Origin of the sequence: Bordetella sputigena, from assembly GCF_965137885.1 — a bacterium.
GTDB classification, from domain to species: Bacteria; Pseudomonadota; Gammaproteobacteria; order Burkholderiales; family Burkholderiaceae_B; genus Bordetella_C; species Bordetella_C sputigena.
The window spans coordinates 62,538-88,255 of sequence record NZ_CBCSCA010000017.1; the positions used below are offsets into that span (position 1 = coordinate 62,538).

Below are 25,718 nucleotides of genomic sequence, written 5' to 3' on the forward strand. Positions count from 1 at the left end.
GGCGCTATTTTGACGGATTTGTCGTCTGAAATAAACTCGGCATTAGATTTGCGGCTCCCGGCGTCCGCGCTTGACACGGCCTGCTGTCAATGCCTTGCAGCGAAGCGGCCGCTTACGTCGCCACCGGGACGAGCCACCGCTCGAGCCTCGCCAACGCGGCGGGCCATCTAACTGCCGGCAACTTCCTGCAATTCCCGGCTTCCCACCGACCCGGCGCCCCCTTCAGCCACCCGCGCCGCCACGCACTCCGCGGCCGGGCGCGATCGCCGCCGCCAGGCCGGACTCCAGGACGGCAGGCTCGCCGCATAGCTCGGCGGCAATGATGTCTCCGGCCAAGGCAGCCCAACTGAGTCCGCGTGACGCGTAGCCGGTAGCCAGGTGCAGCCCCGGCGCGTGGGGCACCGGCCCGATCGCCGGCAGCCTGCCCGGCAGCACCGCGCGCCAGCCGGCCCATCCGGGCAGCGACCCGGCGGATCCCCGATACGCGTCCATCCCGCCCCGCGCCAGCAGGCCGGCCGCCTTGGCGAGGTTGGTTTCCTGCCCCGCGGCAGTGACCTGGCTTTCCGACGCCCCGTGGACGTAGGTGCTGCCGGCGACGCACCAGCCATCCACGGCGGGCAGCAGATAGCCCTCGCCGCCCACGATGCAGCGCGGCCCGCCATGCAGGCCGGCGCGGGGCAGCAGCGTTACCTCGCCCGCGAGGGTGTGCATCCGCGCCACCAAGGGCAAGGGCTGGAGCAAATCGCTGGCGGCCAGGATGTCCCGCGCGCCACCGGCATTGGCGAGCACGACGTGCGGCGCCTGGCCGACCTCCTTCCCTGCGTCGTCGTACAGCCGCCAGGTGCCCGTGCGATGGTCGAGGCGGCGGACCGTCGCCGGCACGAAGGCGGCGCCGGCCGCCGCCATCAGCCCCTGGATCAGGGCCGGCGGCCGCACCAGCATGCCGGCGGCGAAATAAAGCCCGCCGCGTGACAGCGGCAGCCCGGCCAACTCGGCGGCCTGCGCCGCATCGACGCCGCGCACCCAGGAGCCTGGGAACGCCAGGGCCTCCAATACGGACGCGGCATCGGCGGCGCGCCCGGCGTCGCGCGACAACTGCAAGGTGCCGCACTGCCAGGGACGCGCTTCCGGCGGCAGGCTGCTCCAACGGGCCGATGCGCGCAGGCTGCCGGCACGCGACAAGCGCGCCCGCGCGTTGTCGTCGCGGGCGACCAGGGGCGTAAGCGCGGCCGCCAGATGGCCTTGATGCACGGATGCCGCACGCGCGTCGAACACGGTGACGGGGATGCCCCGCAGTCCCAGCGCATGAGCCAGGGCGGTGCCGGCAATGCCCGCCCCCACGATGGCGACATGGGAAGGCGGCGGCGCGGCCTGCGCGCACGCGCCGGGATGAACCGCCACGGTCATATGGGTCTTGCCCGCGAAACCCGGCCGTTTCCGCACGGCGAAGCCTGCCTCCAGCAGACCGCGGCGGACCGCGCCGGCACTGCACCAGGTCGCGGCGGTGGCGCCCGCCGCCGCGTGCGACGCCAACGCACGCATCAGGTCGGTCGTCCACATCCCGGGATTGCGGGCCGGCGCGAAACCGTCCAGGAAAAACGCGTCCGCCACGAACTCCAGCGCCGGCACCATGGCCGCCGCATCGCCGAAGCCGAGCGTCAGCGTCAGCGCGCCATTCTCGAATTCCAAGCGATGGACACCGGGCAACAAGGGGGGCCATTGGGCCAGGAGTTGCCGCGCGAGATCGGCCGCGGCGCCCGTCCCGGCGTAACGGCGCAGCATGTCCGCCAGATCGTCCGGACGCAAAGGATGCGCTTCGAACGACACCATATGCAGGCGCGCCGGCCGCGCGGGATCGTCACGCCAGGCGCGCCATAGCGCCAGGAAGTTCAAGCCCAGGCCGAAACCGGTCTCGCATACGGTAAAGGCGGCGCGCCCCCGCCAGCGGTCCGGCAGGCCATTGCCCTGCAGGAACACGTATCCGGCCTGCGCCCAGGCACCGTCGGCGGGGTGATAGACATCATCGTAGTCGCGGCTGTACGGGACGCCGCGCGCGTCGACGACGGGTTCCGCGGGAATCAAGGGCCGATAAGCAACACTGGAGGACTCGGACATGGGTGATACATCGTGTGGATACTATGTGCGGCGTAGAATCGATCTATCGGGCAGCCATCCTGCCCACCTGCCGCACCGCGCAGCGCGCAATGTGGATTAACCCTGATTATCGCCAGACAAGCATGCAACCCTCCGCGCAAGCCTCTTCCCATCAAGCGCCCATGGATCTGTGCGCGGCCCTGGACGCCGCGGTCAACGCCGCGCACGCCGGCGCCGCCATACTGCAGTCGTATGCGCATCATCGTGCCGACCTGGTCATCGACCGCAAGGCCCGCAACGACCTGGTATCGCAGGCCGACCGGGAAGCCGAAGCCGCCGTCATTGAAGTGTTGCGCGAACGCACGCCGCAATACGGCATCGTGGCCGAGGAAACCGGCGGCAAGGTCGAGGGCGAGGCCACCTGGTATATCGATCCGCTGGACGGCACCACCAATTTTCTGCACGGCATACCGCATTATGCGGTTTCCATCGCGCTGATCGCGCGCGCGGGAACGAAGGTGGACGGCGGCGCCCCCCTGGCCGCGGATACCCCCGTTGTCGGGGTCGTCTACGACCCTTGCCGTGAAGAGCTCTTCAACGCCATCCATGGCGTGGGCGCGTGGCTGAACGGCCATCGCATCGCCTGCTCGCGCACACCGTCGCTGGACGACGCGGTATTGGCCACGGGATTTCCGTTCCGGGACTTTTCGTTCGCGCAGCAATACATGCCCACGCTGCACGATGCCATCAACCAGACCCGCGGCGTGCGCCGGCTCGGCGCCGCCGCGCTGGACCTGGCCTGGACGGCGGCGGGCCGCTATGACGGCTACTGGGAAATGGGGCTCGCGCCCTGGGATGTCGCCGCGGGAACGGTCATCGTGCGAGAAGCCGGCGGCGTGGCGGAAGACATGCATGGCGTGGACAGCTGGCCCATCGGCGGCTATGTAGTGTCCGGCAACAAGGACATCGCGGCGGCATTGAAGCAGATGATCACGCCGCATCTCACCAAGAAGGCGCCGGGCTGAGCGATCCGCGAGCCGGGCCCCTGTGCGGCGGACTCGGCCGGAAGCAAGGGCCGCGGCGCAGCCTACCGCGATGCGGCCTTGCGCGGCACCGCCGCCTGCGGCGATGTTTCCGCGCAAGCCGGTTCCGGTAAGGCCGGGTCCCGCGCGGCGGGCTCGCGCAATTCCCGCCGCAAAATCTTGCCGACGTTGCTCTTGGGGAGTTCGGCGCGGAACTCGACCTCGCGCGGACATTTGTAGCCCGTCAGCTTTTCGCGGCACCAGGCGTTGACTTCGGCCTGCGACAGGGCCGCGTCGCGCGGCACGATGTAGACCTTGACCACTTCGCCCGACCGTTCGTCTTCCACGCCGACCGCCGCGGCTTCGAGCACGCCGGGGTGGGCGACGATGACTTCTTCGACTTCGTTGGGATAAACCTTGAAGCCGGAGACGGTGATCATGTCCTTTTTGCGGTCCACGATGCGGATATAGCCGCGCTGGTCCATCGTGCCGATGTCGCCGGTACGGAAATAGCCGTCCGCCGTCATGACCTCGCGCGTTTCCTGCGAACGCCGCCAGTACCCGCGCATGACCTGCGGCCCCTTGATGCAGACCTCCCCGCGCTCGCCTTCCGGCACGGCATGGCCGTGGTCGTCCAGGATCGCCACGTCGGTGGACGGCACCGGCAGGCCTATGGTGCCCGAAAACGCCAGCGTGTTGGTGGGATTGACCGTAGCCACCGGCGCGGTTTCCGACAGGCCGTAGCCTTCGATGATGGGTCGTCCCGTCATCGTGCGCCAGCGTTCCGCCACCGCGCTCTGCACCGCCATGCCGCCGCCGAACGTCAGGCGCAGCGCGGAAAAATCCAGCGCGGCGAAAGCGGGATTGTTCGCCAGCGCGTTGAACAAGGTGTTCACGCCCGGGAAAATATTCACCGGCAGATCGCGCCAGGCCTTGATCAGCGCGGGCTGGTCGCGCGGATTCAGAATGAGCAGATTGCGCATGCCGGCATGCATCCCATACAGGCCGCAGACCGTCATCGCGAACACGTGATAAAGCGGCAAGGCACTAATGATGGTCAATTGGCCCGGCACATCGTGCAGCGCCGGCCAGGCCACCGCCTCGGTCTGCAGCACATTGATCGCCAGATTGCGATGCGTCAGCATGGCGCCCTTGGGCGTTCCCGTAGTACCGCCGGTGTATTGCAGTACGGCCAGGTCGTCCATGGACAATACCGGCGGCTCGAAGCCGTGCCGCCGGCCGATGGCCAGCGCCCGCGACAAAGGCAGCGCTCCATCGATCCGCCACTGCGGCACGGCCTTCTTGACGTGCCGCGCGACCAGGTTCACCACCGTTTCCTTGACCCCGCCCAGCAGGTCGCCCACCGCCGTGACGACCACATGCCGAAGGTCGCCACGGTCGGCGACATCCTGCAAGGTATGGGCGAAGTTTTCCAGGACGACGATGACTTGCGCGCCGCTGTCCAGCAGCTGCCGCTGCAGCTCGGCCGGCGTGTACAACGGATTGACGTTGACCAGCACATGGCCGGCACGCAGCGTACCCAGCATGCAGGCCAGATAGGCGGGGACGTTGGGCATCATCAGGGCGACCCGGGTGCCGCGCTCCAATCCGAGCGACTGCAGCCAACCGGCAAAACGTCTAGCGTGGCGGTCCAGCGTCTCGTAGCGGATATCCGTGCCCATCGCCGTGCAGGCAACCCGGCTGGCGTAGCGTTCGCAGGCCCGATCCAGCAGATCGACCAGCGACACATAGGCATCGACCGAAACGTCTGCGGGTACGCCGGCGGGATATTCGGCCAGCCATGGACGCTGCATGGTGTTGTCTCCGATTTAATAAAGGCCGCGTTTGATGATACGCTCAATCGTCCAGCCGCCGCCACGCGGCTGCCCGCCGCGCGGATACCGGTCGTTCCGACGCCCCCGGGCGGCGGCTTATCTTCCGGCCAGGGTCTCCCGGCCAGTCCATTTTTCTGTCGTGCCCCGCGCAGGCGCGCAACCTAACGGTGCCTCATGAAACTGCTCGAACCCATCGTCGCCTGGCAGGCGGAACTCGCCGCGATCCGGCGCGATCTGCATGCCCATCCGGAACTTTGTTTCGAGGAATTCCGGACCGCCGACGTGGTGGCCGGCAAGCTGCAGGAATGGGGCATCCCGGTGCGCCGCGGCCTGGGCGGTACGGGAGTAGTGGGCACGATACGGGGCAACGGTCCCGGCACGCGGGCGATAGGCCTGCGAGCCGACATGGACGCACTGCCCATGCAGGAAATCAACACTTTCGAGCACGCCAGCCGGCACCCCGGCAAGATGCACGCATGCGGGCATGACGGCCATACGGCGATGCTGCTGGGCGCCGCCCGCTATCTGGCCGCGCATCGCGATTTCGACGGCACGGTCTACGTCATCTTCCAGCCCGCGGAGGAACACGGCGGGGGCGCCAAGCGCATGATCGACGATGGCCTGTTCCGTGAATTTCCCATGGAAGCGGTATTCGGCATGCACAACTGGCCCGGCATGGCGCAAGGCGCCTTCGGCCTGACGGACGGGCCCATCATGGCGTCCAGCAACGATTTCCGCATCACCATCACGGGCAAGGGATCGCACGCCGGCATGCCGCATCTGGGCATCGATCCGGTCATGACCGCCGTGCAGTTGGCGCAATCGTTGCAGACCATCATCACGCGCAACCGCAATCCGCTGGATGCCGCGGTGTTGAGCATCACCCAGATCCATGCCGGCAGCGCCGACAACGTCGTGCCCACGCAGGCCGTCATGCGGGGCACGGTCCGTACGTTCACGGTGGAATCGCTGGACCTGATCGAGCAGCGCATGCGCGACATCTCCGTGCATACCTGCGCGGCGCTCGCCTGCGAGGTGGATTTCGATTTCCAACGCCACTATCCGCCGACCATCAACCATCGCGCCGAGGCCGCCGTATGCGCCGAGGTAATGCGCGAACTGGTGGGCGCGGACAAGGTGAACGACCATGTGCAGCCTTCGATGGGGGCGGAAGACTTCGCCTTCATGCTGCAGGAGATCCCCGGCTGCTATGTCTGGATCGGCAACGGCTGGGGCGATCATCGCGTCGCGGGCCACGGCATGGGTCCCTGCATGCTGCACAACGGCAGCTACGATTTCAACGATGAATTGCTGGGGCTGGGCGCCACGTATTGGGTGCGGCTGGCGCTGGCCAGGCTGGCGGCGGGCAATATCCAGGGCGCCTGAGGCACGGATGCGCGGTCCGCGCATCGGGGATAACGCGCGCGTCGTACGGACGCATGCGTCGCCGCCTCAGGCGCGGCACATCTCCAGGAACAGCGACGCCGCGCGAGCCGGGGCGGACGCATGCGGCAGCAGAATGCTCAAGGTACGGGTCAACCCGCCCGTGCCGACGCGCAACGCCACCAGCGCACCGTCCTCATGGCGCATCGACATGATGGAGACGAAGCCGATACCCAGGCCGGCGCGTACGGCCTGCTTGACGCCTTCCACGCCGGCCAGTTCCAGCGCCACGCCGGGCGCCAATCCTTCGGCCTGAAAAGCGCGTTCGACCAATCCGCGCACCCCCGAACCCTGTTCGCGCATCACCAGCGGGTAGGCGGCGATGTCGGCCAGCCCGACGACGGCACGCGCCGCCAGGTCGTGATCGGCGGGCACCACGGCCACCACTTCATCGGCACGCCATTCGTACACCGCCGTATCGGCGGGCAGGCCCGCCGGGATGTCGCCTTCGATAAATGCCATGTCCAGCTGCGGCAGGCGTTGCACGATTTCGCGGGTGTTGCCGTCCGACAGCTGCAATGCCACCGCCGGGTAGCGGGCCCGGAAGGCGGCCACCAGCGCCGGCAGCACGTAGCTGGCGGGGGTGGTGCTGGCGCCCAGCCGCAGCGAACCGGAAGCGATGCCGCGCCACTCGTCGCGTACGCCCCGCGCCTGTGCATAGGCGTGTCTTAGCTGGCGGGCATGCTCGACCAGCCGCTCTCCAGCGGACGTCAGCGCTATCCCGTGCCCGCTGCGGCGGTACAGAGGTTCGCCGAACCACTCCTGCAGCGCCCGCAGTTGGCCGGATACCGCCGGCTGCGACAGATGGAGCAGCTCGGCGGCGCGGCTGATATTGCCGGCTTCGGCGACATAGGCGAAGGTCAATAGCTGTTCGGGCGTCATGGGGATCCGATATTGGAATTAATTATATTAACCATCCAATATCGCAAGTTTTCAAATGAATCGCGCATCCGTAACATTACCACTGGTTATTAAGGTCTGCCGCGCGGTCATAACAGGACGGGCGTTCCTGTCGCGGCAGGTCCGGGGAACGAAGCATTATGAATACCACTACCGCCGGCCTATCGCTGGCTACCCCCTGGCGCGACAAATTGAACGGCGTGTTGTTCGTCGGCCTGATGTCCGCCGCTGTCGTGCAGCTGGCCAGCCTGCCCTTCCTGCGCAACCTCGGCTTTTCGCCGCTGGTCGTCGGCATCGTCTGCGGGATGATCTACGGCAATTTCCTGCGCGGCACCATGCCGCACGACTGGAGCGCGGGCGTGAACTTCGCCGCGCGCCGGCTACTGCGGATTGCCGTCGCTTTCTACGGCTTGAACATCAGCATCCAACAGATCGCCGCGGTCGGACTGCCCGGGCTGGCGGTTTCCATCGCGGTCGTTGTGAGCACGCTGGTCATCGGCACGCTGGTCGGCCAGCGCCTGCTGGGCCTGGATCGCGATACCGCCATGCTGACGTCGGCGGGCAGCGCGATCTGCGGCGCGGCCGCGGTGCTGGCCTTCGAACCCACGCTGCGCGCCCAGCCGCACAAAAGCGCCGTGGCGGTGGCGACGGTCGTGCTGTTCGGCACCCTGTCCATGTTCCTTTATCCGGTCATCTACCATGCCGGCTGGCTGCACTTCGACACCCAGCACCTGGGCATCTATATAGGCGGCACCGTGCATGAAGTCGCGCAGGTCGTCGGCGCGGCCAGCAATGTGGACCCGGCCACGACCGAAGTCGCCACCATCGTGAAAATGACGCGCGTCGCCTTGCTGGTGCCGGTGCTGCTGGTGCTGGGACTGTGGCTGCGCCGCGCGGCCGGCGCCAAGGCCGAAGGCGGCCATGGCGGCGCCGCGCGCCTGCCCATTCCATGGTTCGCCATCGGGTTCCTGGCCCTGGCCATCGTCAATTCGTTGAATGTGGTTCCGGCCGACGTGGTGACACAGCTGCGCACGCTGGACGTTTTTGCCTTGACCATGGCCATGACGGCCCTGGGCATCGAAACCCGCTTCAGCCAGATCCGCAAAGCCGGGCCGCGCGTGCTGGCGCTGGGTTTGATCCTGTACGCGTGGCTGGTTTTCGGTGGCTACGGCCTGGTGAAACTGCTCGGCTGAGCGGTCAGGCAGATGTCACGCGACGAGGACGAATTTCCGTCATAATCGGCCGGTTGTCCGAAAGGAGCCGGCCCATGTCCGCCAGTAAAACATCGCCCTTCGTCACCCTGCCCAAGGACCGCGACCCGGTCCTGCGCGTCATGCCCATGCCCGCGGACGCGAATGTGCATGGCGATGTATTCGGCGGCTGGATCATGGCCCAGGTCGATATCGCCGGATCGATCCCCGCCGCCCGCCGCGCGGCCGGCCGCGTGGCCACCATCGCCGTCAACAGCTTCCTGTTCAAGCAACCTGTCTTCGTCGGCGACCTGTTGAGCTTGTATGCCGACGTGGTCAAGACAGGCACGACGTCCATCACCGTGTCCGTGGAAGTCTACGCACAGCGGCAGCGCCTGGACGCCGAAGTCGTGAAGGTCACGGAAGCCACCCTGGTCTACGTCGCGACGGACGACGCCCGCCGCAGCCGCCCCCTGCCCGCGCTATGACAGGCAGTCGCGTATGACCGAAGCCGACATCGCGCAAAAGCCGGCCGCCGCGCCGCGCCGCCTCGATCCGGAAGACGCCCAACACGCCTTGGCCGAAGTGCAGGAACTGCTGCGCCGCCAGGAACTGGTGGCCAGCCTGGTCCATCGCCAGGAAGAAGGCGATACGCGCCAGAACCTGGTCGAACAGCTGGTGCAGCGCCAGCACGAAGCCGAATTGAAGGCGCTGGTCGACGGCCTGCATCCGGCGGACATTGCCTTCATCCTGGAATCGCTGCCGAAAGACGAACGGCAGGCGGTCTGGAAGCTGGTCAGCGCCGAACACGACGCCGACGTGCTGCTGGAAGTGGAAGACTGGGTCCGCGAATCGCTGATCGAGGCGATGGATCGCCAGGACCTGGTGGCGGCGACCGAAAACCTGGACGCCGACGAGCTGGCGGACCTGGCGCCGGACCTGCCGGCCGACGTCGTGGCCGAAGTGCAGAAAGGCCTGACCGACGAGGAACGCGCGCAGTTGCTCGAAGCCATGGGCTATCCCGAGGACAGCGTCGGGGCCATCATGGATTTCGAGATGGTCCGCGTGCGCGAAGACGTTTCGCTGGAAGTCGTATTGCGGTACCTGCGCCGGCTGCACGAACTGCCCGACCACACCGACCAGATTTTCGTGGTGGATCGCCAGGACAAGCTGCAAGGCATCCTGCCATTGTCGACATTGCTGGTCAGCGAACCGGATACCGCCGTGCGGGACGTGATGACCACCGACTATCTGACGCTGGCCGCGCTGGATTCCGACGCGGATGCCGCCGGCGCCTTCGAACGGTACGACCTGGTATCGGCGCCGGTGGTCGACGACCAGGGCCGGCTGATCGGCCGCGTGACCATCGCCGACGTCGTCGACGTCATCCGCGAAGACTCGCAGGAACAGGCCCTGTCGCGCGCCGGCCTGCAGGAGGAAGACATCTTCGCGCCGGTGACCATGGCCCTGCGCAACCGCGCCCCCTGGCTGTTGTTCAATCTGTGCACCGCCGGCACGGCGTCCTTCGTCGCCTCGCGTTTCGAGGGCACGGTCAGCCATATCGTCATCCTGGCCTTCCTGATGTCCATCGTTGCCGGCATCGGCGGCAACTCCGGCAACCAGACCATGACGATGATCATCCGCGCCCTGGCCGTCGGCCGGATCACCGGCCGCAACCTGTGGCAGCTGGTCAAGCGCGAACTGCTGGTCACCCTGCTGGTGGGACTGTGCGGCAGCGTGGTGGCCGCCCTGTTCGCGTGGGGTATTTCCGGATCGGTGTCGATCGCGCTGGTCATGATGGCCGCCATGATATGCAACATGCTGGTGGGCGCGTCGGTCGGCGTGCTGGTGCCCATGTTGCGCGACCGCTTCGGCAAGGATCCGGCAATCGGCTCGTCGGTGCTGTTGACCTTTGCCACCGACTCGCTGGGCTTCTTCATCTTCCTGGGGCTGGCGACGGTCTTTCTGTTGTAGACCGCCGCGGCTTCAACGGTATCTCAACGGAACGTCCTCGGGCGCTCATGGCGCTGTAGCAATCGCTTGCGCATATGTACGTTTGCGTCGGGCACTTCAACGCGACGAAAATGTCACACCGCGGTCACCAACCATCCTGATTTGCAATGAAGTCCTCGTTCGTCCACGCCGCCCGGCGTGCCAGCGTTACCGTCTTGCTGACGACCGCCGCCGCCCTGCCCTTGACGGCCCAAGCCTGCGACAACATCCCCAATTGGGCGCAAGGCGCATGCAGCCGCCTGGACCAGATCTGGAACCAGGGCAACGACGAGCTGTATATCACCGGCTACGCCTGGCATAACCGGGCCGCGTATTCCGCCGACAAGATCAAAAGCTTTCGCGAGGAAAGCTGGGGCGGCGGCTGGGGCAAGGGCATTTATGACGAAGACGGCGACTGGCAAGGCCTGTACGGCATGGCCTTCCTGGATTCGCACGGCCACGTCGAGCCCATCGCGGGCTATGGCTACCAGAAGATCGGGCGAGTCGGGCAGAACTGGCGCTTCGGCATCGGCTATACGGCCTTCCTGACCGCGCGGGAAGATATCTTCCACTACATCCCCTTCCCGGGGATTTTGCCGCTGGCGTCCGTCGGCTACGACAAGGCCACGTTCTACGCGACCTACATCCCCGGCGGCAAGGGCAATGGCAACGTGCTGTTCATGTTCGCCAAATGGACGTTCTGATCAGAACGCCGTGACGAGCCTGCGCACCAGCGCGCCCAGGCGGCAGTCGCTGATACCGTGGTCGCGCAGCGCCCGTTCGGTTTCCAGTACGTAGTCCAGGCAGGCGCCGGAACGGCCCACGGCGGTGCGGATGACGTCCAGCCGCCGCTCTTCGGCCACGTCGCCGGCATAGTCGGCACAGGCACGATTCAAAAGGAAAGCCAGCCCGGCCACCGGCCCCTGGTCGCTGTGGCAGACCAGCCAGCGCGGCGTGTAGGCGTCGCCTATCATCTCGCGCTCCCACAAGGCGGCGAACGCGGCCGGCACATCGGCCGCGCCGATACGGAATACGACGCCGCGGCAGCAGCCGCCCCGGTTCAGTCCGAACACCAGGCCCGGCGCCTGATCCGAACCTCGATGGTGGCGCGACCACAGGCAAAGCGAGCGGTGATAGCCATGGATACTGGCCAGGCGCCGTTCCTGCCACGGAAAACCGGGCCGCCAGATCAAGGACCCGTAGGCGAATACCCAAAGGTCCTCTTTGCCATCCCAGCTGCCGGGAAAGCCCGCCGGCAGCGCGGCCTCGGCCCCGGGACGGCCGGTTTCGATACGTTCTATCAAGGCGCCGGAAAACGGCTCGGCGGGTTCGCCGGAAGGCACCGCGGACATGCTGCTTTATCTCTAACGACTACGGATGGGGACGAAAAGATCGTACGCCCGGAGCGGAGAAAAAACGTTGCAAGTTGACGTTGCTGGAATCAGATGAAATGAAAATTGCGTTCTCGTTGTTTGGTGGCAACGAAAATCCTTTCCTACGATCCGAGAAATCCGACACTACAGGCCGTCCAATGGCAGTTCGGTCGTGCTTTTGATGACCTCCATGGAGAAGCTGGCGCTGACGTCCAGCAGGTCCACGGCGTCGATCAGCCGGCGGTAGAAGCGGTCGTAGGCCGCCATGTCCTCGACCATCACTTTCAGCAGATAGTCAATGTCGCCGGCCATACGGTGGAATTCCACGACGTTGGGCAGCGCTTGCACCGCATCGATCAGCCGCCGCGTCCATTTGGCGCTGTGCTGGCTGGTCTTGATGGACACGAACACCGTCAGCTTCAATCCCAGCGCATTGGGATCGAGCAGCATCGCGTGGCGGGCAATGACGCCGTCGTCCTTCAGCTTCTGGATGCGGCGCCAGCACGGAGTCACCGACAGATTGACCTGTTCGGCGATTTCGGCGACCGAACAGGCGGCGTCTTTCTGCAACAGGCTCAGGATCTTGATATCGGTCTGATCCATGGATTTTCCTTGGCGCGGCCGACGCCGCAACGGGGGCCATCTTGCCCGTTCCGGCTGGCGGCGTCCATCGGCGGCGGCCCGGGCGCTTTGTGTTAAACCACGGGGATCATGACATCCCCCCCGCAACGCTTCCCCACGCTGTCGCACTGGGGCGCCTACACCGCCTTGGTGCGCGACGGCCGGCTGGTCGGCTGCGAACCGTTCGCCCGCGACCGCGCGCCGTCGCCCATGATCCACGCCATGCCGGACATGGTGCATTCACCGCTGCGCGTCGCGCGCCCCGCCGTGCGCGAGGGCTGGCTGCGCGGACGCGCTAAAGATACGAGGTCGGGCGCAGGCGCGGGACGTGGTGTGGACCGCTATGTGGAAGTCGGCTGGGACACCGCCTTGAAGCTGGTGCATGAGGAACTTTCCCGCGTGCGGTCGACCCACGGCGCCGAGGCCATTTTCGGCGGATCCTATGGTTGGGCCTCCGCGGGGCGCTTTCACAATGCCATGAGCCAGACGCGGCGCTTCCTGTATGCGGGCGGCGGCTGCACGGACCAGGTCGGTAACTACAGCTGGGGCGCCGCGCAATTCCTGCTGCCGCACGTGATCGGCACCTGGCAACCACTGACGGGCAAGGTCACCGACTGGAACAGCGTGGCCGCCCATACCCGGCTGATACTGGCCTTTGGCGGCATGCCCCTGCGCAACGCCCAGGTGATCGCCGGCGGCGCCGGCGAACACACCACCGCCGGTTGGCTACGGCGCACCGTGGACAATGGCGCGCGCATCGTGGTCGTTTCCCCCACGCGCGGCGACGTGCCCGCCGGCATAGAGGCGGAGTGGATCCCGATACGGCCCAATACCGACGCCGCGCTGATGATAGGCATGGCCAGCGTGCTGCTGGAATCCGGCCGCCACGATGCCGGCTTCCTGGACCGCTACTGCCACGGGTTCGAACGTTACGCGGCCTACCTGCGCGGCGATACCGACGGCCAGCCGAAGACGGCGGAATGGGCGGCGGCCATCTGCGGTGTTTCCGCCGACACGGTGCGGCGCCTGGCGCTGGACGCGGCCAACTGCCGTTCGCTGGTGAACTGCACCTGGTCGCTGCAGCGCGCCCACCGGGGGGAACAACCTTATTGGGCATGCATCGCGCTGGCCGCGATGCTGGGCCAGATCGGCCTGCCGGGCGGCGGCTTCAGCTTCGGGCTGGGCTCCATCAATAGCGCGGGCAACCCGCGCATCGACGCGGCCGTGCCCCAGCTACCGGAAGGCTCGAATCCCGCGCGCAGCGCCATACCAGTGGCCCGCATTGCCGACATGCTGCTGGATCCGGGTGGCGCCTATCGATTCAACGGCAGGGAGTACCGCTATCCCGACATCCGGCTGGTGTACTGGGCCGGCGGCAATCCCTTCCACCACCATCAGGACCTGAACCGCTTGCAGCAGGCCTGGCAGCGTCCCGAGACCGTCATCGTTCACGAAACATGGTGGACGCCCACCGCGCGCCGCGCCGATATCGTCCTGCCGGCCACCACCACGCTGGAACGCAATGACATTGGCGCGTCGTCGCGCGACGGTTATGTGTTCGCCATGCATCGCGCCCTGCCGCCGCAGGGACAAAGCCGCGACGACTTCGAGATTTACCGCGAACTGGCGGCCATGGGCGGCTACGAGGATGCCTATACCGAAGGCCGCGATGCCTGTGGCTGGCTGCGGCACATGTATGCGGACATGCGCGCGCGATGGGCCGGCTCGGACGAACTGCCGGAGGCGCCGGAATTCGAGGATTTCTGGCGACAGGGCTATCTGGCGCTGCCGCCGCCGCGCCGCGACTTCGTGCTGTTCGAGGACTTTCGGCGCGATCCGGCGCGGCATGGATTGCGCACGCCTTCCGGCCGTATCGAGCTGTATTCCGATCGCATCGCGGGCTTCGGCTACGAGGATTGCCCCGCGCATCCCGCCTGGCTGCCGCCGGCGGAATGGCTGGGCGCCCCCGCCGCGGGCCGCTATCCGCTGCACCTGGTCAGCAGCCAGCCCGCGCACCGCCTGCATTCGCAGCTGGATCCCGCGTCGCTGTCGAGCGCAAGCAAAATCCAGCACCGCGAGCCGGTGCGCATCCATCCGGCGGACGCCGCCGCGCGCGGTATCGCGGACGGCACGCTGGTGCGTATCCACAATGCCCGCGGCGCATGCCTGGCCGGGGCCGTGCTGGATGAAGGACTGATGCCGGGTGTGCTGGTCATGTCGACAGGGGCCTGGTTCGACGCGGATGCGGACGGCGCCGGGCTCGAACGGCACGGCAATCCCAACGTGCTGACGCTGGATGCCGGGACTTCGCAGCTGACGCAAGGCAGCAGCGCGTTGTCGGCCCTGGTCGACATCGAACCGTGGCATGGCGCCGCGCCGGCCGTGCGGGCGTATGAGGTGCCTGTTGTCGGCGTATCTTGAATCGGTCAACGGCTGGCCAGGCGTCAACGCCTGCCGAACGGCAGCGTCCATAACAGCGCAAGACCGTTCCAATATCCGGCCGCCAGCCACGAAAATGAGCAAATTCTTTGCTTCGCCATGGCTATACCATGGTTTTTATCCGCATCTCCAGATAAAACCATGGAATCTCATACCCCACCCGCGGGCCTGGCCCCACTCTGTGACGCGATCCTCGCCGCCGGTCACCTGTCCGGCAAAGGCTTGCTCGGCGCCCTGGCGCAGGGCGTGGCGCGCGCGGACCCGGCATGCGCGCTGGACCGGGTATGCCCGCAAGCCCTGGCCGAGCCGCGCGGCGGCTATTCACGGCATGTGGCCTACGCCGACCCGCAAGGGCGATACACGGTGGTGTATCTGGTCTGGCCGCCGGGACAATTCAGCCCAGTGCACGGCCACCACACCTGGTGCGCCTATCGGGTCGTCACCGGCGAATTGACGGAAACGCTGTACCGCTGGGACGCGGATGTCCAGTGCGCGCATGCCTTGCGACAGGTCAGCCGCCGGCCCGGTGACGTCGTGACCGCGGCGCCTGGACTGGATCAGGTGCATCGCCTGGGTAATGCGGGTACCGCCGTCGCCGTATCCCTGCATGTGTACGGCATCGATGCGCAGGCCCTGACAACGGGGGTCAACCACGTCGTGACGAGCGCGCCGGCGATGCAGGTCGCTTGACGCGAGGTACCAATGCAGGCTCCATCAGCGGGTTGCTGAATGCCGGTTGCTGATGCCGGCTCCTTAAGCTGTCTCCTGATGCCGGCCGCCGATGCGGGCCAAAGCGGCCCGCCATCGATAAGGCCCTATCACCCCATCCACTGGCTGACAGGCGCCGCCGCGTCCTGCAGCGGCTGGGCGAGCACATCGACCAGCGCCGGCCCGTCGTGCTCCATGGCCGCGCGCAACGCGGCCTCCAGCTGCGCCGGATCTTCCACCCGCCACGCCTTCACGCCATAGGCCTCCGCGATGCGCGCGTGATCCGTGCGATCGAAGTCGACGCTGTAGTAGCGCTGATCGTAGCCCGCCTTCTGGCTGGCCTTGATCCAGCCATAGACCGAGTTGGAAAACACGATCATCAGCAGCGGGGCCTTGTGCCGCACCACCGTTTCCAGTTCGCCGACGGTGAAACCGAAGCTGCCATCGCCCATGACGGATACGCACTTGGCTTGCGGCCGGCCGAACCAGGCGCCGAAGGCGGCCGACAGGGAATAGCCCAGCGCGCCGTGCGCGCGATTGGTGATGAATTGCCGGCCCGGCCGCGCGGCGTCGTAATACGCGGAAAAATACGGGCAAGGCGTACCGGGATCCGCGCAGACGATGGCGTCCTCGGGCAACAGGCGGTTCAGCGTCTTGACGACGCGCTCCGGCCGGATGGGCCGTTCGGTCGAAGATGCCAGCGCATCCAGCTGCGCGGCGCGCGCCGCGCGCGCCTTGCCCGCCAACACCGCGCCGTCCGCGGCATCGGCACGCCGCCGCGCCAGGCGCGGCGCCAGTTCGGTATTCAAGGCCTCCAGCGCCAGCCGCGCGTCGCCGATCATGCCGACCTCGGTGCGATAGTTCGTGCCTACCACCATGGGATCGACATCGATATGCAGAATGGTCGTGTCGCGTCCCGGGAAACGCCAGTGCTCGGTCGAGGTGGAGCCGGCCCGGCAACCGACGAACAGCACCACATCCGCCGCCGCGACGACATCGCGCGTGGCCAGGACGCCGCCATTGGAGCCGACCACGCCGGCGTTCAAGGGGTGCGTGTCAGCCAGGCTGCCCTGGCCGCTGACCGTGACGCAGACGGCCGCCTTCAGGGATTCGGCCAGCGTCCGCAAGGCCTCGCTGGCCCCCGCGATGACGACTCCGCCGCCGCAGATAACGACCGGCGCGCGCGATTCCGCCAGGATGGCCGCCGCACGGGCAACGTCCGCGGGATCAGGCGCATAGCGCATGGCGGGAAAGCGGCCATGCTCAGGCTGCGCCCAGATATCCGATGCGTCCACCTTCTGCTTCATGACATCGTATGGAAAGCACAAATGCGCGGCGCCCGGCTTGCCGCCGGTCATGGCGCGAAATGCCGCGCGCACCATGCCGGGAATCTGGTCCGCGCGGTCTATCGTCCGGTTCCACTTGGTCAAGGGACGGTAGAGCGCTTCCTGGTCCAGTTCGGTCAACGGATAACGGCCACGCGAGCCGACGGCCACGTCGGAAGTAATGCCCAGCACGGGGATCGAGGACTCATTGGCTTCCACCAGACCCGGCAGCAGATACGTGGCGCCGCCGCCGCTGGGACCTTCGCACACGCCCACCTTGCCGCTGACACGCGCGTACGCATCGGCCATATAGCCCGCGCTGCGCTCGTCGCGCGTCAGGACGTGCCGCATCCCATGATCGAGTCGATGCAGGGCGTCGTAGAACGGCAGGCTGGTGTCGCCGCACAGTCCGAAGATGTGTTCCACGCCGTACGCCTGCAACATGCGCACCATGGCTTCCGCGCCATTCAGTTGGTCCATATCAGTTTTCCAGATTGATGTGATTGGTCTTGATGAACTGGTCCCAGCGCTCGTATTCGCGCTTAACGTAGGCGTCCAGCGTCGGACCGTCGGAGCCGATGACTTCGAATCCGGCGTCCGTAAGTTTGCGGCGCACCTCGGGATCCGCCAGCACTGCCTGGAAGTCGGCGGTCAAGGCTTTTACCGTGGCCGGCGGCGTCTTGGCGGGCGCGAACATGCCGCTCCAGGAATAGGCTTCGAATCCCGGGAAGCCCGATTCCGCGACGGTAGGCACATTCGGCAGATCGGGCAGGCGCTTTTCTCCAGCGACGGCCAGCGGCTTGATTTTGCCGGCCTGGATCTGCCCACGCAGCGCGGCATAGCTCAGCCACGTCATGTCGGCCTGTCCGCCCACCACGGCCTGCACCGCCGGACCGCCGCCGCCATAAGGCACGTGCAGCAGGTCCACGCCGGACAGGCGCTTCAACTGCTCGGGCGCCAGGTGGTTCAGGGACCCCACGCCGGTGGAGGCGAAGTTGTATTGCTTGCGCGGATTCTTGCGTGCGGCATCGAAGAACGCGGCCAGGGTATCGCCGGGCACGCCAGGGTTGGCGCCGATGACCAGCGGGAAACGCACCGTCTGGCTGATACCGACGAAATCCTTGAAGGTATCGTAGGTCAGATTGGTTTTCGCGGCCGGATTGATCGCATGGTTGTCGAAGCTGACCAGCAGCGTATTGCCGTCCGGCGCCGCCCGGGCGACGAAGGACGTCGCGATCTGGCTGGCCGCGCCGGCGCGGTTTTCGACGATGACAGGGCGGCCATGCAGGCGCTCGGACAACTTGGGCTGCAGGATGCGCGCCAGGATATCGGTGCTGCCGCCGGGCGGATAAGGCACCACCAGGATCAAGGGCTTTTCGTCGGCCGCGCGCGCGGCGGAAATGCCCCCCAGCATGCCGCACAGCGTTGCGCACAGCGCCGCCCCCAGGAACCGGCGGCGGCGTGCCGCCACCGCCGGATAGGCGCGGTTTTCAATGTCGTACATGTTTTCCCCTTGTGGTTGTCAGGCCTTGTCTTCGAGCTGATCCCGCATATAGATCGTCGAAAAGCCCGTACGGATAACGTCGGTGATCTGGTCCAGGCGACGCCCGATATGGTGCGATACCAGCTCCTGCAGCAAGGCGTCGTCGCGCGCGCGCAGCGCATGCACGATGCGCAGGTGTTCGGCCTGCGTATGCTTGCGGCGGCCCTGCTGCATATCGATCCAGCGGACGAAATGGATGCGCGCGTTCACGCTTTCCAGGCTGCGTACGAATTCGTCGTTGCCGGTCAAACGCGCCAGCGCCATGTGAAAGTATTCGTCCAGCGCCAGCAGGCGCACGGCATCGGTGTCCTCGGGCACATCGCGCGAGACCTCCACCGCGGCCTGCAATTCGTCCAACTGTTGGTCGGTGGCGCGTTCGCACGCGGCGCGGACGATGCCGCACTCCAACACCGAGCGGAATTCGTAGAGGCTATGTATCTGCTTGGCGTCGAGGGGGCGGCCGATGAATCCGCGATTGACGGCCCGGGTCACGAAGCCTTCCACCATCAGTTGGTTCAGTACCTCGCGCAGCGGCGTGCGGCTGACGTTCAACTGCCGCGCCAGCTCGACTTCGTTGATCCGCTGTCCGGGTTTGAAGTCGAACCGTACCGCCATGGTCTTGACGGCGTCGTACAGGTCGGAAAGACCGGCGGCGGTGCGATCCGCGTAGCGCGGTAATGCCATGTGGCGCCTCCCTCGTGCCTCCTGGGTCAAGTGCATACTAATGTGTATACACTTTGCGCCGCCACAGTAGTTACCCGAAGGGCAAAGCGTCAGGGGTGGTTAACGGAAGTCGGTATCGAGCACGCTTTGCCGGCCATCGCGGTGGACCAGTGTCAGGCTATCGAGCGTGGTGCCCTGCCCCGCCGGCGCCTGCGCGACACGCAGGCGGGCATGGCCCAGCGGCACCAGCCACGCGCCGTCGTCGGCGGACTGGGCCGTGGCGCCGGCTACGTCGGCGAAGCGGGCAGCGAGCGCCGCCGGGTCCTGCGCACGCGCCAGCACTTCCGTCACCGCGCGCGCCCCGTTGGCGTGTTGCATCAGCGCGGGCTGCCAGACGCACTCGGGCGTCAGATGGCGGCAGAAATACAGCCGGATACCCGGTATGGGTTGCTCGGCGAAACGCACGGTGTGGAAGCGGGCTTCCATGGTTTTGCCGCCGACCTGGGCCGGCCGGGTCAGGACCTGGACGGGATTCACCGCGTAACCCGCGTCGCGCAGCCTTTGGTAGGTTGCCTCGGCATCCTCGGTACGCAGCACCAGTGCTTCCAGTCCCAGCGGCGAGTCGGCGATTTCCTTGCGCGCGGGCGGCTTGCCCGGCGGCCATCCCAGCAATTCCACATAGGAATGTTCCAGGACGATCAGGCGATTCCAGGAGCCCAGATTATGGATCTCGGTTTCGCTGAGCGTGTAGCCCTGGCGCTCGAAATGGGGCGCCGCCTGTTCCAGACGGTCCCGCACCATGATCACCGCGTGATCGAGTTCCGTCGTTGCGGCGCCCGCTGTCATCGCCTGTTCCCTATGCCAGTTTGCCGTGGCATTGCTTGTACTTCTTGCCGCTGCCGCAGGGGCAGGGATCGTTGCGGCCGACCTTGGGCAGCGCGTTGCGCACCGGCTGCTGGCCCTGCGGACGCTCGTCCTGTCCCGCGGCCAGCGCCTCGTCGTAGTCGGCATGCTGGTACTGGACATTCTGCACGTGTGGCTGCGCGGCTTCGGCTTCCGCCTCGGCGACCTGCTCCTGCGACTGGATGCGCACGGTCATCAGCACCTTGACCACATCGTCGCGGATGCGGTCCAGCATGCCGGAGAACAGCTCGAAGGCCTCGCGCTTGTATTCCTGCTTGGGGTTCTTCTGCGCATAGCCACGCAGATGGATGCCCTGGCGCAGGTAGTCCAGCGAGGACAGGTGCTCGCGCCAGTGCTGGTCGATGGCCTGCAGCATGATGGAGCGTTCGAATTGCCCCCAGGCTTCGGCGCCCACCTGTTCCACCTTGGCGCGGTAGGCGGCCGCGGCGGCCTCCTTGACACGCTCCAGCAGATCGTCGTCCGTCAGGCTGGTTTCCTTTTCCAGCATTTCGGTCAGGGGCAGCGACAGCTGATAGTCGGACTCCAGCGCGCGCTGCAGGCCGGGCACATCCCACTGCTCTTCCACCGATTCCGCCGGCACGTAGGCGCGGACGAGCTCCTCGACGGCCCCGTCGCGCAGGTTTTCCACCGTCGGGCCCACCGTTGCCGCTTCCAGCACTTCATTGCGCTGCGTGTACAGCACCTTGCGCTGGTCGTTGGCAACGTCGTCGTATTCGAGCAATTGCTTGCGGATATCGAAGTTGCGGCCCTCGACCTTGCGCTGCGCGGTCTCGATGGAACGCGACACCATGCCGGCTTCGATGGGCTCGCCTTCCGGCAGCTTCAGGCGTTCCATGATGGCGCGCACGCGGTCGCCCGCGAAGATGCGCATCAGCGGATCTTCCAGCGACAGATAGAAGCGCGACGATCCCGGATCGCCCTGGCGGCCGGCGCGGCCGCGCAGCTGGTTGTCGATACGGCGCGACTCATGGCGCTCGGTGCCGATGATGCGCAGCCCGCCCGCCTGCTTGACCTTTTCGTTGGCCGGCTTCCATTCGGTGCGGATCTTGTCGATGCGCGCCTGCTTTTCCGCTTCGGACAGCGACTCGTCGGCACGGATCAGGTCGACCTGCTTGTCGACGCTGCCGCCCAGCACGATGTCGGTACCGCGGCCCGCCATATTGGTGGCGATGGTGATGTGGCCGGGCTTGCCGGCCTCGGCGACGATTTCCGCTTCGCGCGCGTGCTGCTTGGCGTTGAGCACCTGGTGCGGCAGTTTGGCCCGCTGCAGCAGCCCGGACAGCAGCTCCGAGTTTTCGATGCTGGTCGTGCCCACCAGCACGGGCTGGCCGCGCTCGTGGCAATCGCGGATGTCCGCCAGGATGGCATCGTACTTTTCGCGCGCCGTCTTGAAGACCTGGTCGTTCTGGTCCTTGCGGACCATGGGCTTGTTGGTCGGGATGATGACCGTTTCCAGCCCGTAGATTTCCTGGAATTCGTAGGCTTCCGTATCGGCGGTGCCGGTCATGCCCGACAGCTTGTCGTACATGCGGAAGTAGTTCTGGAAGGTGATGGACGCCAGCGTCTGGTTTTCGTGCTGGATCTTGACGCCTTCCTTGGCTTCCACGGCCTGGTGCAGGCCATCGGACCAGCGGCGGCCCACCATCAGGCGGCCGGTGAACTCGTCGACGATGACCACTTCACCGTCCTGCACCACGTACTGCTGGTCGCGGAAGAACAGCGTATGCGCGCGCAACGCCACCATCAGGTGGTGCATCAGCGCGATGTGCCGCGGGTCGTACAGGGATTCGCCTTCCGGCAGGATGCCGACGCGGCTGAGGATGGCCTCGGCGTGCTCGTGGCCCGCTTCGGACAGATGCACCTGCTGGCTTTTTTCGTCGACCCAGTAGTCGCCTTCGGGCTCGGGCTCCTGCGGCTTGGGCTCCGACTCCATGCGCTTGAGCAGCGGGGGCACCGCGTTCATGCGGATGTACAGCTCGGTGTGGTCTTCGGCCTGGCCCGAAATGATCAGCGGCGTGCGCGCCTCGTCGATCAGGATCGAGTCGACCTCATCGACGATGGCGTAGGAAAGGCTGCGCTGGCGGCGATCCTCGACGCGATACTCCATGTTGTCGCGCAGGTAATCGAAGCCGAATTCATTGTTGGTGCCGTAGGTGATGTCGGCCGCATAGGCGGCCTTCTTTTCTTCGTTCGGCTGCTGCGGCACCACCACGCCCACGCTCATGCCCAGGAAGCGGTACAGGCGGCCCATCCATTCGGCATCGCGGCGCGCCAGGTAGTCGTTGACCGTCACCACATGCACGCCCTTGCCGGACAATGCATTCAGGTAGACCGGCAGGGTCGCCATGAGCGTCTTGCCTTCGCCGGTGCGCATTTCGGCGATTTTGCCGTTGTGCAGGGCGATACCGCCCAGCATCTGCACGTCGAAGTGGCGCATGCCGAACACCCGCTTGCCCGCTTCGCGCACGACGGCGAAGGCTTCAGGGAGCAGATCGTCCAGCGAAACCCCCTGTTGGAAGCGGGCGCGGAATTCCTGGGTCTTGGCCGCGAGCTGCTCGTCCGACAGCGCGGCGATGGTGGATTCAAGGCCATTGATCTGGCCCACCACCTTGCGGTACTGCTTAAGCAGCCGGTCGTTGCGGCTGCCTATGAGTTTTTTTAGCAGAGAAACCATGCGTATGTCCGCGCGCGCCTGCCGCCCTGTTCGCGGGGCGTCGGTACGCGACTAGTATTGTTGTCAGTGAGGCGGAAGAAGCCGCCGGGAAACGATCGAGTGTAACGCACCGCGAGGGCAACACTTCGGCCCGGGATACCGGCGTCACGCCGGCAGGCGCCCGGGCCGGAACCGGGTGGCCGCCGCGTCCGCGTCAGCGGACCACGGTAGCCGTTGCCGCGGCCAAGGCGGGCGGCGCGGTGGGCGGCCGTCCAAGGAAGAGACGGGGATCCATGGCCTGGCCGCCCAGGCGGATCTCGAAATGCAGATGCGGCCCCGTCGACACGCCGGAAGATCCCACCCGCGCGATGAGCTGGCCGCGCTCGACCAGATCCCCCGCTTTGACGAGCACTTCCGATGCATGCGCGTAGCGCGAGAGCAGGCCATCGCCATGATCGATATCGACCCGCTGGCCATAGCCGGCATCGGGACCCGCCGCCACGACGACGCCGCCGGCGGCGGCGAGGATGGGCGTGCCCATGGGAGCGGCGAAATCCAGCCCGTCATGGCGCAGATAGCGGCCGGTGACGGGGTGGCGGCGCCAGCCGTAGGATGAACTCAAATAAGGGTAGTCGGTGACCGGCAGCGACGACGGCAACCTGGCCAGGTCGGCGCGGCGGCGGGTCAGCGCCATATCGAACAGTTGCAGGGCGGCCATCCGGCCGGCCAATTCGTCGGCCAGCACGTCGACGTCCCGTCCCAGCGCCTGCGCCCTGCCGTCACCAGCGATTTCCTTGCCGCCGTCCGCCTCCCCGTCCGCGCCGCCATCGCTGGGGGCGCCGTTATCCATGGCCTGGGCCACATCGGCCACCGGCGCGAAGGTTTCAGGCAAGGGCACGCCCGCGGCGATCGCCAACCGGCGGCTCAAGGCGTCGACGCCGGCCAGGCGCGCCTGCAGCGTCCCCACTTTGGCGGCCAGCATTGCCAGGGCCTGGTGCAAAGCGTCGTCGGAATAGCCGGGCTGGGGGTCTTGCGGTACGGCGCCCGCACGCGCCACGGGCAGCACGCTGGCCGGTGCCAGCCCCCGCGATACGAGGGCGCCCGCCAAGGCCGCAAGCAGCAGGGCACCGCTCATCAGCAAGGCCAGGCGGCCGCCTTCCAGGGTGAAATGCCCCGCCGAACCGCGCCGGGCATGCATAATGACAAACTTCAATCGAGTAATCCTGTTGCCTGGCGAATGAACAAACGCGCGCCCTACCGTCCTTCCCGCAAGCCCGCCCGCCGTGAAAACACCGCCATGGGTTGGCTGGGACATGACGCGCGCGGCGCCGGCGTGCTGGCCACCGCGAATCTGCACCTGCAGATCCAACGCACGGTGGCGGCGGCGGTGCCGCCGGTCCTGGGTAACGTCTGCCGGGTCGCGCGCCTGGAGGCCGACCGCCTGCAGCTGGCCGTACCGAGCGCCGCCCATGCCGCGAAACTGCGCCAGATGGCGCCGCGGATCGCACAGGCGTTGCACGCGGCAGGGTGGAACCTTAACGAAATCGCGGTGAAGGTTCAAGCCGGCTTGCCGGGCTCAGGGATAAAACCGCCACGCGCGCCCAAGGACGTGATGCCCCTGGGAGACACGGCGCTAGGGGCTTTCGAGGCCTTGCGGGAAACGTTGAATCCCGGTCCGCTGGCCGACGCGATCGAGCGTTTGCTCCGCCATCATAGACAGACCTGACCCCGGTAAGCAGGACCCTGTGCCCCTGAAGTAATGTAGCCAAGACGGGGACTCCGCGGATCCGGCTTTGCCGGTCCGCTGGAGTCGCCCCCTTGAGGGGAAGCGCGCAGCGCTTCGGGGGCGGGTCCTTACGCCAGCTTCCACTCGTAGCGGAAGGCCTGCGGCGCTTCAGCCTGGGACTGGTAGCTCACCATTTCCCAGGACTCCTGCTGGGCAAGCAGCGCGCGCGCCAGCTGATTGTTCAGTGCGTGGCCGGACTTGCAGGCGACATAGCGCGCCACCAGCGGTTTGCCAAGCAGGTACAGGTCGCCGATGGCGTCCAGGATCTTGTGCTTGACGAACTCGTCGTCATACCGCAGTCCGTCGCTATTCAGTACCCGGTATTCGTCCATGACGATGGCATTGTCCAGGCTGCCGCCGCGCGCCAGGCCCATGGACCGCAGGGCTTCGACTTCATTGACGAAACCGAAAGTGCGCGCGCGCGCGATTTCCCGCGTATACGAATGGGTGGCGAAGTCGACTTCGGCGAAATTGGCGGTGGAGTCGATGGCGGGATGCCGGAAATCGATGGAGAAAGCCAGCGCGAAACCGTCATGCGGTTCGAGCCGGGCCCATTTTTCGTTGCGGCCCTCGCCTTCGCGCACCTCGATGGGCTTCAGCACGCGGATGAACTGCTTGGGCGCGTTCTGCTCCACGATGCCGGCCGAGCGCAGCAGATAGACGAAAGTGGCCGCGCTGCCGTCCATGATGGGCACTTCTTCCGCCGTCAGGTCGACGTGCAGATTGTCGATGCCCAGGCCGGCCAGCGCCGACATCAGATGCTCTACCGTGGACACCCGGACATTGCCCTGCTGCAGCACGGAAGCCATGCGCGTATCGCCCACGCCGGTGGCCTGCGCGGGCAGGTCGACGACTTCGGGCAGGTCGATGCGATGGAAGACGATCCCGGTGTTCGGCGCAGCGGGACGTAGCGTCAGTTCGACCCGGCGGCCGGAATGCACCCCGACGCCTGTGGTCTTGACCAGATTCTGTATGCTGCGTTGACGAAACATGGGCTTTGTTCGGATTCTTGGTTAGCGGAAAGAAACCCGCCACGCCGTTGTAAGACCAGTATTGTAACCCTGGGTTTACGCGCATCCAAGGCAAACAATCCTACGATCTTGATAGCCTGAAACTATCTGAAACGACTCAGTGGTTCCCTTCCCGGCCCGCGCAAAGCACGGGCCGGGGATGAGGGAGTACTGCAAGGGGCGCGCCTCAAGGCCCC

Annotated in this window: 21 protein-coding genes; 9 read left to right on the top strand and 12 right to left on the bottom strand. The window is 66.5% G+C overall.

Translation table 11 applies throughout. The annotated features are described in order from the left end of the window. Positions 1-222 precede the first annotated feature (222 nt). Complete coding sequence (gene mnmC / locus ACNA0R_RS24785; RefSeq protein ID WP_415828732.1) at positions 223-2,115, bottom strand: bifunctional tRNA (5-methylaminomethyl-2-thiouridine)(34)-methyltransferase MnmC2/FAD-dependent 5-carboxymethylaminomethyl-2-thiouridine(34) oxidoreductase MnmC1; 1,893 nt, start codon at positions 2,113-2,115, stop codon at positions 223-225. Between the two features lie 122 nt (positions 2,116-2,237). Between mnmC and ACNA0R_RS24790 the strand changes: the two genes are divergently transcribed. Continuing rightward, positions 2,238-3,119 carry an inositol monophosphatase family protein gene (locus tag ACNA0R_RS24790; protein WP_415828733.1) on the top strand — a complete coding sequence of 294 codons (882 nt, stop codon included), beginning with the start codon at positions 2,238-2,240 and terminating at the stop codon, positions 3,117-3,119. A gap of 62 nt (positions 3,120-3,181) precedes the next feature. Here ACNA0R_RS24790 and ACNA0R_RS24795 read toward each other — a convergent pair whose 3' ends face one another. Then, on the bottom strand, positions 3,182-4,930 hold the full coding sequence (locus ACNA0R_RS24795; protein ID WP_415828734.1) for an AMP-binding protein: 1,749 nt from the start codon (positions 4,928-4,930) through the stop codon (positions 3,182-3,184). A 195-nt stretch (positions 4,931-5,125) separates the two neighbouring features. On the opposite strand from ACNA0R_RS24795, the gene ACNA0R_RS24800 reads away from it, so the two are divergent. After that, on the top strand, positions 5,126-6,337 hold the full coding sequence (locus tag ACNA0R_RS24800) for a M20 aminoacylase family protein (protein WP_415828735.1): 1,212 nt from the start codon (positions 5,126-5,128) through the stop codon (positions 6,335-6,337). 66 nt (positions 6,338-6,403) lie between these two features. Here ACNA0R_RS24800 and ACNA0R_RS24805 read toward each other — a convergent pair whose 3' ends face one another. Beyond that, complete coding sequence (locus ACNA0R_RS24805; protein WP_415828736.1) at positions 6,404-7,276, bottom strand: LysR substrate-binding domain-containing protein; 873 nt, start codon at positions 7,274-7,276, stop codon at positions 6,404-6,406. Positions 7,277-7,434: 158 nt separating this feature from the next. Between ACNA0R_RS24805 and ACNA0R_RS24810 the strand changes: the two genes are divergently transcribed. The 4 genes from ACNA0R_RS24810 (at position 7,435) to pagP (ending at position 11,180) form a co-directional block, all read left to right on the top strand. Then, a complete protein-coding gene (locus ACNA0R_RS24810; RefSeq protein WP_415828738.1) occupies positions 7,435-8,487 on the top strand; it encodes a YeiH family protein in 1,053 nt (350 codons plus the stop codon). Positions 8,488-8,561: 74 nt separating this feature from the next. Continuing rightward, positions 8,562-8,972, top strand: a complete 411-nt coding sequence (locus ACNA0R_RS24815) for an acyl-CoA thioesterase (protein WP_415828739.1) — start codon at positions 8,562-8,564, stop codon at positions 8,970-8,972. 13 nt (positions 8,973-8,985) lie between these two features. Beyond that, complete coding sequence (gene mgtE, locus ACNA0R_RS24820) at positions 8,986-10,458, top strand: magnesium transporter (protein ID WP_415828740.1); 1,473 nt, start codon at positions 8,986-8,988, stop codon at positions 10,456-10,458. A 146-nt stretch (positions 10,459-10,604) separates the two neighbouring features. Further along, positions 10,605-11,180 carry a lipid IV(A) palmitoyltransferase PagP gene (gene pagP, locus ACNA0R_RS24825; RefSeq protein ID WP_415828741.1) on the top strand — a complete coding sequence of 192 codons (576 nt, stop codon included), beginning with the start codon at positions 10,605-10,607 and terminating at the stop codon, positions 11,178-11,180. On the opposite strand, the gene ACNA0R_RS24830 is transcribed toward pagP, so the two are convergent. Both ACNA0R_RS24830 and ACNA0R_RS24835 read right to left on the bottom strand, forming a co-directional pair. Next, complete coding sequence (locus ACNA0R_RS24830) at positions 11,181-11,828, bottom strand: gamma-glutamylcyclotransferase (protein WP_415828742.1); 648 nt, start codon at positions 11,826-11,828, stop codon at positions 11,181-11,183. It lies immediately after the preceding gene. 165 nt (positions 11,829-11,993) lie between these two features. Continuing rightward, positions 11,994-12,452, bottom strand: coding sequence for an Lrp/AsnC family transcriptional regulator (locus ACNA0R_RS24835; RefSeq protein ID WP_415828743.1), 459 nt, complete (start codon positions 12,450-12,452; stop codon positions 11,994-11,996). Between the two features lie 108 nt (positions 12,453-12,560). On the opposite strand from ACNA0R_RS24835, the gene ACNA0R_RS24840 reads away from it, so the two are divergent. Both ACNA0R_RS24840 and ACNA0R_RS24845 read left to right on the top strand, forming a co-directional pair. Next, a complete protein-coding gene (locus ACNA0R_RS24840; RefSeq protein WP_415828744.1) occupies positions 12,561-14,891 on the top strand; it encodes a molybdopterin-dependent oxidoreductase in 2,331 nt (776 codons plus the stop codon). 159 nt (positions 14,892-15,050) lie between these two features. Next, complete coding sequence (locus tag ACNA0R_RS24845) at positions 15,051-15,599, top strand: cysteine dioxygenase family protein (protein WP_415828745.1); 549 nt, start codon at positions 15,051-15,053, stop codon at positions 15,597-15,599. Positions 15,600-15,727: 128 nt separating this feature from the next. Here ACNA0R_RS24845 and ACNA0R_RS24850 read toward each other — a convergent pair whose 3' ends face one another. From ACNA0R_RS24850 to ACNA0R_RS24875, 6 genes are all read right to left on the bottom strand, one after another. Then, entirely contained in the window at positions 15,728-17,422 is a 1,695-nt protein-coding gene (locus tag ACNA0R_RS24850) for a thiamine pyrophosphate-binding protein (RefSeq protein WP_415828746.1), read from the bottom strand. A gap of 1 nt (position 17,423) precedes the next feature. Further along, the gene (locus tag ACNA0R_RS24855) at positions 17,424-18,356 is read right to left on the bottom strand and encodes a tripartite tricarboxylate transporter substrate binding protein (protein WP_415828772.1); all 933 of its coding nucleotides are present in this window, start codon (positions 18,354-18,356) and stop codon (positions 17,424-17,426) included. Between the two features lie 108 nt (positions 18,357-18,464). Next, a complete protein-coding gene (locus ACNA0R_RS24860; protein WP_415828747.1) occupies positions 18,465-19,169 on the bottom strand; it encodes a GntR family transcriptional regulator in 705 nt (234 codons plus the stop codon). A gap of 99 nt (positions 19,170-19,268) precedes the next feature. Then, positions 19,269-19,994, bottom strand: coding sequence for a VOC family protein (locus ACNA0R_RS24865; RefSeq protein WP_415828748.1), 726 nt, complete (start codon positions 19,992-19,994; stop codon positions 19,269-19,271). Positions 19,995-20,004: 10 nt separating this feature from the next. Continuing rightward, a complete protein-coding gene (gene secA / locus ACNA0R_RS24870; RefSeq protein WP_415828749.1) occupies positions 20,005-22,746 on the bottom strand; it encodes a preprotein translocase subunit SecA in 2,742 nt (913 codons plus the stop codon). A 193-nt stretch (positions 22,747-22,939) separates the two neighbouring features. After that, the gene (locus tag ACNA0R_RS24875; RefSeq protein WP_415828773.1) at positions 22,940-23,923 is read right to left on the bottom strand and encodes a M23 family metallopeptidase; all 984 of its coding nucleotides are present in this window, start codon (positions 23,921-23,923) and stop codon (positions 22,940-22,942) included. A 39-nt stretch (positions 23,924-23,962) separates the two neighbouring features. Here ACNA0R_RS24875 and ACNA0R_RS24880 point away from each other — a divergent pair, with 39 nt between their 5' ends. Beyond that, a complete protein-coding gene (locus ACNA0R_RS24880) occupies positions 23,963-24,451 on the top strand; it encodes a DciA family protein (protein WP_415828750.1) in 489 nt (162 codons plus the stop codon). Positions 24,452-24,579: 128 nt separating this feature from the next. Here the strand turns inward: ACNA0R_RS24880 and lpxC are convergent, their stop codons facing one another. Beyond that, positions 24,580-25,503 carry a UDP-3-O-acyl-N-acetylglucosamine deacetylase gene (gene lpxC, locus ACNA0R_RS24885; protein WP_415828751.1) on the bottom strand — a complete coding sequence of 308 codons (924 nt, stop codon included), beginning with the start codon at positions 25,501-25,503 and terminating at the stop codon, positions 24,580-24,582. Positions 25,504-25,718 lie beyond the last annotated feature (215 nt).

Excerpts from the sequence above, each read along its gene's own strand:
- mnmC (WP_415828732.1), bottom strand. The coding sequence starts at position 2,115 with ATGTCCGAGTCCTCCAGTGTTGCTTATCGGCCCTTGATTCCCGCGGAA.
- ACNA0R_RS24790 (WP_415828733.1), top strand. The coding sequence starts at position 2,238 with ATGCAACCCTCCGCGCAAGCCTCTTCCCATCAAGCGCCCATGGATCTG.
- ACNA0R_RS24795 (WP_415828734.1), bottom strand. The coding sequence starts at position 4,930 with ATGCAGCGTCCATGGCTGGCCGAATATCCCGCCGGCGTACCCGCAGAC.
- ACNA0R_RS24800 (WP_415828735.1), top strand. The coding sequence starts at position 5,126 with ATGAAACTGCTCGAACCCATCGTCGCCTGGCAGGCGGAACTCGCCGCG.
- ACNA0R_RS24805 (WP_415828736.1), bottom strand. The coding sequence starts at position 7,276 with ATGACGCCCGAACAGCTATTGACCTTCGCCTATGTCGCCGAAGCCGGC.
- ACNA0R_RS24810 (WP_415828738.1), top strand. The coding sequence starts at position 7,435 with ATGAATACCACTACCGCCGGCCTATCGCTGGCTACCCCCTGGCGCGAC.
- ACNA0R_RS24815 (WP_415828739.1), top strand. The coding sequence starts at position 8,562 with ATGTCCGCCAGTAAAACATCGCCCTTCGTCACCCTGCCCAAGGACCGC.
- mgtE (WP_415828740.1), top strand. The coding sequence starts at position 8,986 with ATGACCGAAGCCGACATCGCGCAAAAGCCGGCCGCCGCGCCGCGCCGC.
- pagP (WP_415828741.1), top strand. The coding sequence starts at position 10,605 with ATGAAGTCCTCGTTCGTCCACGCCGCCCGGCGTGCCAGCGTTACCGTC.
- ACNA0R_RS24830 (WP_415828742.1), bottom strand. The coding sequence starts at position 11,828 with ATGTCCGCGGTGCCTTCCGGCGAACCCGCCGAGCCGTTTTCCGGCGCC.
- ACNA0R_RS24835 (WP_415828743.1), bottom strand. The coding sequence starts at position 12,452 with ATGGATCAGACCGATATCAAGATCCTGAGCCTGTTGCAGAAAGACGCC.
- ACNA0R_RS24840 (WP_415828744.1), top strand. The coding sequence starts at position 12,561 with ATGACATCCCCCCCGCAACGCTTCCCCACGCTGTCGCACTGGGGCGCC.
- ACNA0R_RS24845 (WP_415828745.1), top strand. The coding sequence starts at position 15,051 with ATGGAATCTCATACCCCACCCGCGGGCCTGGCCCCACTCTGTGACGCG.
- ACNA0R_RS24850 (WP_415828746.1), bottom strand. The coding sequence starts at position 17,422 with ATGGACCAACTGAATGGCGCGGAAGCCATGGTGCGCATGTTGCAGGCG.
- ACNA0R_RS24855 (WP_415828772.1), bottom strand. The coding sequence starts at position 18,356 with ATGCTGGGGGGCATTTCCGCCGCGCGCGCGGCCGACGAAAAGCCCTTG.
- ACNA0R_RS24860 (WP_415828747.1), bottom strand. The coding sequence starts at position 19,169 with ATGGCATTACCGCGCTACGCGGATCGCACCGCCGCCGGTCTTTCCGAC.
- ACNA0R_RS24865 (WP_415828748.1), bottom strand. The coding sequence starts at position 19,994 with ATGACAGCGGGCGCCGCAACGACGGAACTCGATCACGCGGTGATCATG.
- secA (WP_415828749.1), bottom strand. The coding sequence starts at position 22,746 with ATGGTTTCTCTGCTAAAAAAACTCATAGGCAGCCGCAACGACCGGCTG.
- ACNA0R_RS24875 (WP_415828773.1), bottom strand. The coding sequence starts at position 23,923 with ATGCATGCCCGGCGCGGTTCGGCGGGGCATTTCACCCTGGAAGGCGGC.
- ACNA0R_RS24880 (WP_415828750.1), top strand. The coding sequence starts at position 23,963 with ATGAACAAACGCGCGCCCTACCGTCCTTCCCGCAAGCCCGCCCGCCGT.
- lpxC (WP_415828751.1), bottom strand. The coding sequence starts at position 25,503 with ATGTTTCGTCAACGCAGCATACAGAATCTGGTCAAGACCACAGGCGTC.